Genomic DNA, 10932 nt, shown 5'->3' on the forward strand with positions numbered 1-10932 from the left:
TGTTACGTAATTAACCTAAGTTTAACACATCTCTCATGGTGTAAACACCAGTTTTATCAACTAACCACTCGGCAGCAATAACGGCTCCTAAAGCAAAACCATGCCTGTTGTGCGCTGTGTGTTTAATATCAATAGTATCAATTTTAGATTGATAACTTACTGTATGCGTACCAGGTACATCGGGAGTTCTAATTGCTGTAATAGGAATGTTTTCTTCGGATGTTTGCTGGTCTAATTCCCAAGTTACTTTTTCAGAATTTTCAATAATTCCGTCAGCTAAAGTAATTGCGGTACCACTTGGAGCGTCTAATTTTTTAGTATGATGAATCTCTTCAATAGAAATATTATATTCATTTAAAGTTTTCATCATTTTAGCAAGTTGTTTATTTAGTTCAAAAAAAACATTGACACCTAAGCTAAAGTTTGATGCGTAGATAAAAGCGCCTTTTTGTTGTTTACAAAGAGCTACGATAGAGTCGTATTTTTCTAACCAACCTGTGGTTCCAGAAATAACCGGAATGTTGTTATTTATGCAATTGCTAATATTGTTAAAAGCTGATGTAGGAATGCTAAAATCGATAGCAATATCTGCTTTGGTAATGTCGTATGTTTCTTTTCCTGAAGTTTTAATAATTACTTCATGACCTCTTTGTAAAGCAATTTGTTCAATTTCTTTACCCATTCTTCCATAACCAAGTAGGGCTATTTTCATTTTAAAAAGTATATTTTAATGTTAGTCCCACCTTCGGTGCTTCAATAAATAAAGGATCGGGTGTTATTATCGGATTTATAGATAAGCTATCATCAGTATCAAACTGTAATAAATGCGCATTTACACTTGCTTCTACAATTTGAAGAACGTATAATAAAACTCCTGTTAATAGCGATAAATCTCTGTTTTTACGTAATGTTTTTTGTGCGTTTTCAAGTCCAGAGTCAGAAATTAATTGAACTCCGTTTGCATTCGTAAATTCATCTTTTAAACCTTGTTTACGTAGTTTAAAAGCAGTTCTGTAACGGTCATATTCGTCACTATTATCAATATAATAATAAGTGCTTGCACCTATCGCAGCCCAAACAATGGGAGCTTTCCAGTATTTTTTGTTATAAATTTGTCCTCCTCCAGGAAAAATAGCTGAATAAAAAGCTGCTTTAGAGGGAGAAAGCGGATTGTATTTGTCGCTACCTAATTGTAATTGTTTAGCCCTTATAGCGGTAGAATCTTTTTGAGCAACTATATGTAAGCTTAAAAAAAAACTAAAAAAAACGAATATGATATTGCGAAAATTCAATTTACTTTAATAATTTTTTAATACGATTAAAGTCTTCTTCGGAAGTAAAAGGAATAGATATTTTCCCTTTTCCTTTGTTATTTACACTAATGGCTATTTTATTACCAAAATAGTTACTCATATCTTTTACACTTTCTGAAACAAAACTAGGTACGGTTTTCTTTTTAGAAATTTTTGATACAATTCCTGATTTTAAACTTTTTACCAGTTCTTCGGTTTGACGTACAGAAAGTTTTTCTTTTACTATTTTTTCGTAAACAGATAGTTGATTTTCGATGCTAAAAACACTAATTAAAGCACGTCCATGTCCCATAGAGATAAATCCATCTCGCATTCCTGTTTGAATAATAGGATCTAATTTTAATAAACGTAAATAATTAGTAACGGTTGATCTTTTTTTACCAACCCTAACACTTAATTCTTCTTGTGTTAATTTAATTTCATCAATTAAACGTTGGTAAGAGAGTGCTACTTCAATAGGATCAAGGTTTTTACGTTGAATGTTTTCAACCAATGCCATTTCTAGCATTTCTTGATCGTTTGCTAAACGAATATAAGCTGGTACGGTTTTATTGCCTATTAATTTAGAAGCTCTAAAACGACGTTCACCAGAAACTAATTGAAATTTATTGCTTGATAATTTACGAACTGTAATGGGTTGAATTACGCCTAATTGTTGAATTGAATCTGCCAATTCTCGTAAAGCTTCTTCATCAAAATAGGTTCTAGGCTGAAACGGATTTACTTCAATAGCATCTAGGGCTATTTCAATAATATTTCCTACTAATTTATCAGCATTTTTGTCTTCCGCAGAGCTTACTTCTGCAGTTTCTTTTAATAAGGCTGATAAACCTCTACCTAAAGCTTGTTTTTTAGTTGCTTTTGCCATGTACCGTACTTATGCGTTTTTAGTTAAAATTTCGTTCGCCAAATTTAAGTAATTTACAGCTCCTTTACTGGTTGCATCGTATGAAATTATACTTTCGCCATAACTAGGTGCTTCACTTAAACGGATATTTCGGTGAACTATGGTATCAAAAACCATTGAGCTAAAGTGTTTTTTTACTTCTTCAACAACTTGATTAGAAAGTCGTAAGCGAGAATCGAACATGGTTAATAATAAGCCTTCGATATCTAAATCTGCATTGTGAATTTTTTGAACACTTTTAATGGTGTTTAATAATTTTCCTAAACCTTCTAAGGCAAAATATTCACATTGTATAGGAATAATAACAGAATCGGCAGCAACTAAAGAGTTTAAGGTGATTAAACCTAAAGAAGGTGCGCAATCAATTAAAATATAATCGTAATCGTCTTTTATTTCTGTCAATGCTTTTTTAAGCATGTATTCTCTTTCTTGCTTGTCTACTAATTCTATTTCAATAGCTACAAGATCAATATGAGCTGGAATTAAATCAACGTTTGGTGAGTTGGTTTTTAAAATAGTGTCTTTGGCTGCTACGGTGTGTTCTAAAACTTGATAAGTTCCGAATTCGATCGTTTCAACATCTAAACCTAAACCAGAAGTAGCATTTGCTTGTGGATCTGCATCAATTAATAATACTTTTTTCTCTAAAACACCTAACGATGCTGCTAAGTTTACAGAGCTTGTAGTTTTACCTACACCACCTTTTTGATTTGCAATTGCTATTATTTTACCCATAGTGATTTATAAAAAGTTTGAAAGAGGTAAATTTACAATTATTTATCATTTTTTAAAGCGAAAGATGTTAACAAAAATATAATTGTACGGTTTAGCTAAATAAAAAAGCCACAGATTTGATTCTGTGGCTTTTATGTTTTTTTATTGAGTGTTTTATCCGTTTAACATTACTGGCATTACTAACATTGTAACTAATTCACCTTCATCGGTTCCATCAATCGGAGTTAAAATACCTGCTCTGTTAGGTAAAGACATTTCTATTAATACATCGTTTGCATTTAAGTTGTTTAACATTTCGCTTAAAAAACGAGAGTTAAATCCTATTTGCATGTCATCACCTTGGTAATCACATTGTAAACGTTCATCTGCTTTGTTAGAGTAATCTAAATCTTCGGCAGAAATGTTTAGTTCTGTTCCTGCCATTTTTAAACGAATTTGATGCGTTGTTTTACTAGAAAATATAGAAACACGACGAACAGAGTTTAAGAAAGAGGCTCTATCTACCGTTAATTTATTTGGATTTTCTTTAGGTATTACCGCTTCGTAATTAGGGTATTTCCCGTCAATTAAACGACATACCAAAACAACGTTGTCAAACGTAAATTTGGCATTTGTATCGTTATATTCAATAGTAACATTATTTTCAGATCCACTTAAAATACCTTTTAATAAGTTTAAAGGTTTTTTAGGCATAATAAATTCTGCTGATTTATCGGCAGTAACATCTGTACGAGTATATTTTACTAACTTATGAGCATCAGTAGCTACAAAAGTTAATTCTTTTGAGTTAAATTGAAAAAACACACCGCTCATTACCGGTCTTAAATCATCATTACCAGCAGCAAAAATTGTTTTAGAAATTGCAGTGGCTAAAATATTAGACGGAATTTCGGTACTACTTGGTGAAGGTAATTCAACCGCTTTAGGAAATTCTTCTCCGCTAAAATATGCCATGTCGTATTTACCTTGCTCCGAAATAATTTCGATAGTACTACCGCTTTCTGCTTTAAAAGTAAGTGGTTGCTCTGGAAAAGTTTTTAAAGTATCTAGTAATAATCGCGCATTTATAGCAATAGAACCCGTGTCGGCACTTTCAACTTCAACAACAGAGGTCATGGTTGTTTCAAGATCTGATGATGATATTTGAAGTTCATTGTTAGCTAGTTCGAACAAAAAATTGTCTAAAATAGGTAATGTGTTATTGCTGTTTATAACCCCTCCTAAAACTTGTAATTGTTTTAATAATTGAGAGCTAGATACGATAAATTTCATTTAGTATAGTTTCTATTTATTAGATTTACAAATATATCTTAATTTGATGATTTTAAAAATTATTTTTTCAATCAATAAAAAAGACTAATTAAATTGATAATTAAATTGTAAGGTTCCGTAAAAATTTCCTTTAGGTACGCGGTAACTGTTTAGTTTTTTGGTGTGATAATTTATTGCGTATCCTAAATTAAAACGATTAAAAGTAGCGCGAATTCCTACTTCGGCTGTAAACTTAAACGGCTTAATACCAAAAGTAATCGGACTATTATTGTTTAAAAAACTTCCTTGAATGGTTGCGTCGTATAAAACATAGCTAATCATTGGTTTTAGGTAGATAAATGCTTCAGGTTTGTTGCTAAAACTGGTGTTTTTATTATTTAAATTACCGTTAAAAGCAATAGAATTGATTATTTTTTGAAGTGGATTAATTCCGATGCGACCATAAAATCCTGTTGAAAAATCAGTATAAACCGTACCTGCTTTAGCATTGTTTATCCAATTAATATCAAAATGATTATCGTTTGCTAAGTTTTTTATGTATTCAAGGTTTAAGTTTAGTCCAAGAGCGCTTGAAATTTCGTATTTCCATCCAATGGCTTTTTTATAACCATAAATATGATGAATAAAATCTTGCAATTCTTTACTCATTGCAGCAGGACCTATAACACCAATTTCAATACTTGATTTTAAAATAGTATTGTTTTTATAAAATTTTTGAATACCAAAACGTCCAAACAAGTAACCTGCAAATGGGCGATCGTGATTTCCGTGTTGTTGTACGGTAGCTTTAAAAGGCGTGTACATGTGATGCCCAATTTGAATTTCGAATGCTTTTTTTTCTATGTTTTTAAGTTTTTTAGAACTTAAATATCTGTATGTAAAAAACATTCCGTTGGTGTAATACCTGTCTTGACTAGTTGAAATATATAAATCATTATCGTTTAAAAAACTAAATTCTTTACTGTATTTTCGTTGGGAAAAAAGATTGAGACAGAAAAAGATACATAAAAAAAATATTTTTTGTTTCATAGCAGCTAATATCATCTTATTTTAGCAAAAATAGAGTTAATTTATTAATGATTTAAGTATTATTTTAAATGAAAAATAAAGCAAAACTTACCATCAATGATTTTGAAAGCGTTGCTACAAACGACGAATTGTTGAATTTAATTAAAGAAAAAGGTATTTCTATCGCTAAGGTTGAGGAAAAAATGGACTATGAAGAGGAACTGAAAAATCTTCAAATAGAGTTGGTAAAACTTCAGCAATGGATAGCAAAAAATAATAAACGAGTAGCAGTGATTTTTGAAGGAAGAGATGCTGCCGGAAAAGGAGGGAATATCCGTAGATTTATGGAGCATTTAAATCCGCGTTCTATGCGTTTGGTTGCTTTAAATAAACCTACTGTTGTTGAAAAAGGACAATGGTACTTTCAACGATATATTAAAGAATTGCCAAATCCGGGAGAGATTGTTTTTTTTGACCGTAGTTGGTATAATAGGGCGGTAGTTGAGCCTGTAATGGACTTTTGTACTAAAGAGGAATATAAAAATTTTTTAGTGCAAGTGCCAGAGTTTGAGCATATGTTGTATGAAGATGGTGTAACGGTTATTAAATTTTGGTTATCAATATCAAAAGAAGAGCAAATGCGTCGTTTTGATGCACGAAATGATAATCCTTTAAAAAGATGGAAGTTTAGTCCGGTTGATAAAAAAGGGCAAGAATTGTGGGATAAATATTCATATTATAAGGAGGAAATGTTTACGAAAACACATACAGCTTATTGTCCTTGGATTGTGGTAAAAACCAATGATAAAATGAAAGCAAGGGTAGAGTGTATTCGTTATGTATTATCGCAATTTGATTATCAAGAAAAAGAAGAGTTAAAAATAATGAATAACCCAGATCCTAATATTGTAATGCGTTATTATAGATCGGTAAATCATTTAGATTAATATGGGAAAATTAACACAAAAAGACGTTAATAAACTAAATACCACTAAAGGTTTAAAAGCTGTTTTATCTAAAGCATTTAATTTAGAAAGAGCAATTAGGTATGTTGATTATGAGCGTAAATTAAAAAAATTACAAGTAGAATTAATTCGTTTGCAAACTTGGGCAATACAAAAAGACGAACGTATTATCATTATTTTTGAAGGAAGAGATGCTGCCGGAAAAGGAGGTGCAATTCGTAGAATTACAGAGCGAATTAATCCGCGTCATATGCGTATTGTAGCCTTGCCAAAACCTAATGAAGATCAAAAAACACAATGGTATTTTCAGCGTTATGTAGAGCAGTTTCCAAAGGCAGGAGAAATGGTTTTTTTTGATCGTAGTTGGTATAATAGAGCAGTGGTAGAGCCTGTAAATGGATTTTGTACGCAAAAAGAATACAAGGTTTTTATGAATCAGGTAAATGATTTTGAGCGAATGATTTTAGAATCGGGTATTCGATTGGTTAAAATATACATGTCTATCAATAAAAAAGAGCAAGCAAAGCGTTTTGCTGATATAAAAAACAATCCTTTAAAGCAGTGGAAAATTACTCCAGTTGATGAACGAGCACAAGAGCTTTGGGATGATTACACAGAGTATAAGCGTGCTATGTTTTCTAAAACAAACACAAGAACATCACCATGGAAAGTGATTAGAGCAAATAGAAAAACAATTGCTCGTGTAAATGCTATAAATCACGTGTTAAAAAGCATTCCTTACGATAAGGATACAATTGTGTAAAAATTTACAACTCGTTTTTTATTGTATGCTTACCTTTATAATAAAAAACAACGTCACCCTGAATTTATTTCAGGGTCTCATTTGTATGCGTTTCTTTTGTAAAAATGTGTGATTCTGAAACAAGTTCAGAATGACGCTATTTATAAATTTATAACTGGTTTTTATTGTATGTTTACTTTTATAATAAAATAACAACGTCACCCTGAATTTATTTCAAGGTCTCATTTGTATGTGTTTTATTTGTAATGATATGTGATTCTGAAACAAGTTTAGAATGACGCTATTTATAAATTTGCAATTCGTTTTTATTGTATGCTTACCTTTATAATAAAAAACAACGTCACCCTGAATTTATTTCAGGGTCTCATTTGTATGCGTTTCATTTGTAATGATATGTGATTCTGAAACAAGTTTAGAATGACGCTATTTATAAATTTGCAATTCGTTTTTTATTGTAGGTTTACTTTTATAATAAAATAAAAACGTCACCCTGAATTTATTTCAGGATCTCATTTGTATGTATTTCATTTGTAATGATATGTGATTTTGAAACAAGCTCAGAATGACGCTATTTATAAATTTGCAATTCGTTTTTATTGTATGTTTACCTTTATAATAAAAAACAACGTCACTCTGAATTTATTTCAGGATCTCATTTGTATGTGTTCCATTTGTAATGATATGTGATTCTGAAATAAGTTTAGAATGACGCTATTTATAAATTTACAATTCGTTTTTATTGTATGTTTACCTTTATAATAAAATAACAACGTCACCCTGAATTTATTTCAGGGTCTCATTTGTATGTGTTCGATTTATAATGATATGTGATTCTGAAACAAGTTCAGAATGGCGCTATTTATAAATTTGCGATTCGTTTTTATTGTAGGTTTACTTTTATAATAAAAAACAACGTCACCCTGAATTTATTTCAGGGTCTTATTTGTATGTGTTCGATTTATAATGATATGTGATTCTGAAACAAGTTCAGAATGACGCTATTTATAAATTTGCAATTCGTTTTTATTGTGTGCTTACCTTTATAATAAAATAAAAACGTCACCCTGAATTTATTTCATGGTCTCATTTGTATGCGTTTCATTTGTAAAAATGTGTGATTCTGAAACAAGTTCAGAATGACGTTATTTATAAATTTACAACTCGTTTTTTATTGTTTTAAAAATAAAAAATATCTCACCCGCAATTAACTTACTAGTGTTTAAATAGGTTTCGTTAACTAAATCGGTATTATCAGATTTTTTTGGGTCAGAATATGGTAAATGAAATCTAGCAATGGCATCCGGAATAAAAGGGCAGTTTTCGTCTGCGCTATCGCAAGTGGTTATCGCAATATAAGGATAACTGTTATTTGGGTGGTCGTAGGTTTTAGAAAATCCTAAAATAGATTTTTTAGTACCATCGAAAGAAATTAAATAACGAGGATTTTGATGAGAAAAATCTACAATATTAAAATCGAAACCTGTTTTTTGTAAGCTTTTTACAGTGTTTCTATGAAAAGCAGTAGTTTCTGTTCCGCCAGAATATGAAAAGATGTTTTTTAAGTTGAAGTATTCGATAGCAAAAAAACTCCAAGCTTGTGCAAATAGACTTCTTCTAGAGTTGTGTGTGCAAATAAAATTAAGGTTAATTTTTTCTCTATCTTGGTATTCACTAATAATTAATTGCGCAATGTTAGTAAGTAGTTTTTTTCGTTCGCTACTAATTGTTATTTCTTTATAAGCTTCTTTAAAGAATATTTTTGTGCTGATATTTTTAGTGTTTATCATTTTTTTACAGTTCTTTTGCAATATATAATTACTGCAAAAATACGCTGTAAAGCTCTTTAATTGAATTAAGTAAAGGTTAAGAATGTGTTTAGAAATAGGTAATAAAGTAGCAGTTTTAGATGCTGATATTAGAGGATTCATAACAAAAAAAGAAAATAAGCTATTTTTTGTTAAAGATGCTGATGGTATGGAATTTTCTTTTTATGCGACCGAGTTGGTTAAAATAGGCGAAGATCAGCACGAATTAAGTAAGCGAACTCGAGTTAGCAATTCGTTGTTGAGAGCAAAAATTGAAGACACGAAAAAAAAGAAAAAATCAGCATTTGTAAAAGATAAAAACGAAGTAGTAATGGAGGTGGATTTACATGCTAGTAAATTAGTAAAATCTACGCGCGGAATGGATAACTACGATATTTTATCGTTGCAATTACAAACTGCCAAACATAAGGTAGAGTATTGCATGTCTAAAAGTATTTCTAAATTAGTGTTAATTCATGGTGTAGGTGAAGGAGTGTTAAAAACAGAATTGTATTATTTGTTAAATAAGTATGCTGTAAAATATTACGATGCTTCTTATCAAAAATACGGAGCCGGAGCAACGGAAGTTTATATTTATCAAAATTCAAATTAAATTATTTTTATGAAAACTGTATATTTAGATAATGCAGCAACAACACCTATGTTACCAGAGGTGATTGAGGTTATGCAGCAATCAATGCAAAATAATTTTGGAAATCCATCTTCAGTACATCAGTTTGGTAGAAAAGCAAAAGCAGCTGTAGAAACAGCGCGAAAAAATATAGCAAAACACTTTAATGTATCTGCGGCAGAAATAATTTTTACTGCTGGTGGTACCGAGGCAGATAATTTAATCTTACACAATGCGGTGGTTAATTTAGGGGTTACAAAAATTATTACTTCTAAAATAGAGCATCACGCAGTTTTGCGAACAGTGCAATATTTGCAAAAACAATATAATATAAAGGTAATTTATGTTGATGTTGATGAAAACGGAGCTGTTTTATTAGATGATTTGGCGATGCTTTTAAAAGCATCACCCGAAAAAACTTTAGTTACTTTAATGATGGTTAATAACGAAATTGGTAATTTATTACCTGTTGATAAAGTTGTTGAGGTTTGTAAAAAGTATCAAGCTTATTTTCATTCAGATACTGTGCAGGTAATTGGGCATTATCAGTTAGATTTACAAAAAACACCGATTGATTTTATTGCGGCAAGTGCACATAAATTTCACGGCCCTAAAGGTGTTGGTTTTGCGTATGTTAAAAAAGGAATTTCGGTACAGCCAATGTTGTATGGTGGCGAACAAGAAAAAGGAGCGCGATCTAGTACCGAAAATGTACATGCTATTTTAGGAATGGAAAAAGCGTTAGAGGTTTCGTACAGTAATTTAAAACAAGATGTAGACTATATAATAGGAGTGAAAAAATATTTTATCGAACAATTACAAGCTCGTTTTAAAAATATTCAGTTTAATGGTGAGTCTGCAAGTTTAGAAAAAAGTAGTTACACAATATTAAATGTTCGTTTTCCGGTAAAAAATAAAATGTTACTTTTTAATTTAGACCTGCAAGGTGTTGCTGCTTCAGGAGGAAGTGCATGTCAAAGTGGTGCAAATAAAGGTTCGCATGTGTTAAGAGTTTTTTTAAGTGATGAAAATGCAGAAAGAACGTCAATTCGTTTTTCTTTTAGTAAATTCACTAAAAAGGAGGAGCTTGATTTAGTTTTAAATGTGTTAAATCAATTTTAAAGCTGTTTTAAGGAGTTTTTATTATTTTTTAAACTATGTGCTGCTTGTTTTTTTTACGTTGGATTAAAAAATAAATATAACTTGCTTGTTAAATATATTTTGTTTATTTTAGTCACGAGTATGATAGTTTTTTGTTATTTACAAAAAAAAAGATAATTTTTTTGTGACTTAGCGAATAAAAAGGTGTCTTAACAGGTGTAGTGTAAAAAAATAATAATTACATTTGCGCAATATATTAGAAACATCCCCCCGTAAAAACATCTATCACAAAAAAGTGATAAGAATTTTTTTGGGGGGATGTTTACGTTTTAGTAACATAGCGATATGTTTGTTATAACGATTGTAAGTTTTATTAAATATATAATGGCAGTAAAATGCTGTAATCATTTTTAGGAATTAAAGTGCTTTTTT

General features: G+C 30.6%; 11 protein-coding genes. 4 read left to right on the forward strand and 7 right to left on the reverse strand.

Features of this window, described 5'->3' with window-relative positions; genetic code table 11:
- Positions 1 to 10: 10 nt before the first annotated feature.
- The 6 genes from dapB to ACN5J5_RS09750 all read right to left on the reverse strand — a co-directional run bounded on the left by dapB (position 11) and on the right by ACN5J5_RS09750 (position 5256).
- Positions 11 to 712 (reverse strand): 4-hydroxy-tetrahydrodipicolinate reductase, encoded by a 702-nt coding sequence (gene dapB / locus ACN5J5_RS09725; RefSeq protein ID WP_418644712.1) that lies wholly within the window; start codon positions 710 to 712, stop codon positions 11 to 13.
- Position 713: 1 nt separating this feature from the next.
- Positions 714 to 1292 carry a DUF5683 domain-containing protein gene (locus ACN5J5_RS09730; RefSeq protein ID WP_418644713.1) on the reverse strand — a complete coding sequence of 193 codons (579 nt, stop codon included), beginning with the start codon at positions 1290 to 1292 and terminating at the stop codon, positions 714 to 716.
- A 1-nt stretch (position 1293) separates the two neighbouring features.
- The gene (locus tag ACN5J5_RS09735; protein WP_418644714.1) at positions 1294 to 2181 is read right to left on the reverse strand and encodes a ParB/RepB/Spo0J family partition protein; all 888 of its coding nucleotides are present in this window, start codon (positions 2179 to 2181) and stop codon (positions 1294 to 1296) included.
- A gap of 9 nt (positions 2182 to 2190) precedes the next feature.
- Positions 2191 to 2955, reverse strand: a complete 765-nt coding sequence (locus tag ACN5J5_RS09740) for a ParA family protein (protein ID WP_418644715.1) — start codon at positions 2953 to 2955, stop codon at positions 2191 to 2193.
- Between the two features lie 153 nt (positions 2956 to 3108).
- Positions 3109 to 4227, reverse strand: a complete 1119-nt coding sequence (gene dnaN, locus ACN5J5_RS09745; RefSeq protein ID WP_418644716.1) for a DNA polymerase III subunit beta — start codon at positions 4225 to 4227, stop codon at positions 3109 to 3111.
- A gap of 84 nt (positions 4228 to 4311) precedes the next feature.
- Complete coding sequence (locus ACN5J5_RS09750; protein ID WP_418644717.1) at positions 4312 to 5256, reverse strand: lipid A deacylase LpxR family protein; 945 nt, start codon at positions 5254 to 5256, stop codon at positions 4312 to 4314.
- Between the two features lie 68 nt (positions 5257 to 5324).
- On the opposite strand from ACN5J5_RS09750, the gene ppk2 (ACN5J5_RS09755) reads away from it, so the two are divergent.
- Positions 5325 to 6182, forward strand: a complete 858-nt coding sequence (ppk2, locus tag ACN5J5_RS09755) for a polyphosphate kinase 2 (protein WP_418644718.1) — start codon at positions 5325 to 5327, stop codon at positions 6180 to 6182.
- Between the two features lies 1 nt (position 6183).
- Positions 6184 to 6963 (forward strand): polyphosphate kinase 2, encoded by a 780-nt coding sequence (gene ppk2 / locus ACN5J5_RS09760; protein WP_418644719.1) that lies wholly within the window; start codon positions 6184 to 6186, stop codon positions 6961 to 6963.
- A gap of 1154 nt (positions 6964 to 8117) precedes the next feature.
- On the opposite strand, the gene ACN5J5_RS09765 is transcribed toward ppk2 (ACN5J5_RS09760), so the two are convergent.
- Positions 8118 to 8750, reverse strand: coding sequence for a hypothetical protein (locus tag ACN5J5_RS09765; RefSeq protein ID WP_418644720.1), 633 nt, complete (start codon positions 8748 to 8750; stop codon positions 8118 to 8120).
- A gap of 82 nt (positions 8751 to 8832) precedes the next feature.
- Here ACN5J5_RS09765 and ACN5J5_RS09770 point away from each other — a divergent pair, with 82 nt between their 5' ends.
- Both ACN5J5_RS09770 and ACN5J5_RS09775 read left to right on the forward strand, forming a co-directional pair.
- On the forward strand, positions 8833 to 9381 hold the full coding sequence (locus ACN5J5_RS09770; RefSeq protein WP_418644721.1) for a Smr/MutS family protein: 549 nt from the start codon (positions 8833 to 8835) through the stop codon (positions 9379 to 9381).
- 9 nt (positions 9382 to 9390) lie between these two features.
- Entirely contained in the window at positions 9391 to 10521 is a 1131-nt protein-coding gene (locus ACN5J5_RS09775; protein WP_418644722.1) for a cysteine desulfurase family protein, read from the forward strand.
- The last annotated feature ends 411 nt before the right edge of the window (positions 10522 to 10932 follow it).

This window comes from Tenacibaculum insulae, from assembly GCF_964512435.1.
Taxonomy (GTDB): Bacteria; Bacteroidota; Bacteroidia; order Flavobacteriales; family Flavobacteriaceae; genus Polaribacter; species Polaribacter insulae_A.

What these genes read in the sequence shown, in the direction of transcription:
- ACN5J5_RS09750 (WP_418644717.1), bottom strand. Translation starts at nt 5,256, where the DNA reads ATGAAACAAAAAATATTTTTTTTATGTATCTTTTTCTGTCTCAATCTT.
- ppk2 (WP_418644719.1), top strand. Translation starts at nt 6,184, where the DNA reads ATGGGAAAATTAACACAAAAAGACGTTAATAAACTAAATACCACTAAA.
- ACN5J5_RS09765 (WP_418644720.1), bottom strand. Translation starts at nt 8,750, where the DNA reads ATGATAAACACTAAAAATATCAGCACAAAAATATTCTTTAAAGAAGCT.
- ACN5J5_RS09775 (WP_418644722.1), top strand. Translation starts at nt 9,391, where the DNA reads ATGAAAACTGTATATTTAGATAATGCAGCAACAACACCTATGTTACCA.
- ppk2 (WP_418644718.1), top strand. Translation starts at nt 5,325, where the DNA reads ATGAAAAATAAAGCAAAACTTACCATCAATGATTTTGAAAGCGTTGCT.
- dapB (WP_418644712.1), bottom strand. Translation starts at nt 712, where the DNA reads ATGAAAATAGCCCTACTTGGTTATGGAAGAATGGGTAAAGAAATTGAA.
- ACN5J5_RS09770 (WP_418644721.1), top strand. Translation starts at nt 8,833, where the DNA reads ATGTGTTTAGAAATAGGTAATAAAGTAGCAGTTTTAGATGCTGATATT.
- ACN5J5_RS09740 (WP_418644715.1), bottom strand. Translation starts at nt 2,955, where the DNA reads ATGGGTAAAATAATAGCAATTGCAAATCAAAAAGGTGGTGTAGGTAAA.
- ACN5J5_RS09735 (WP_418644714.1), bottom strand. Translation starts at nt 2,181, where the DNA reads ATGGCAAAAGCAACTAAAAAACAAGCTTTAGGTAGAGGTTTATCAGCC.
- dnaN (WP_418644716.1), bottom strand. Translation starts at nt 4,227, where the DNA reads ATGAAATTTATCGTATCTAGCTCTCAATTATTAAAACAATTACAAGTT.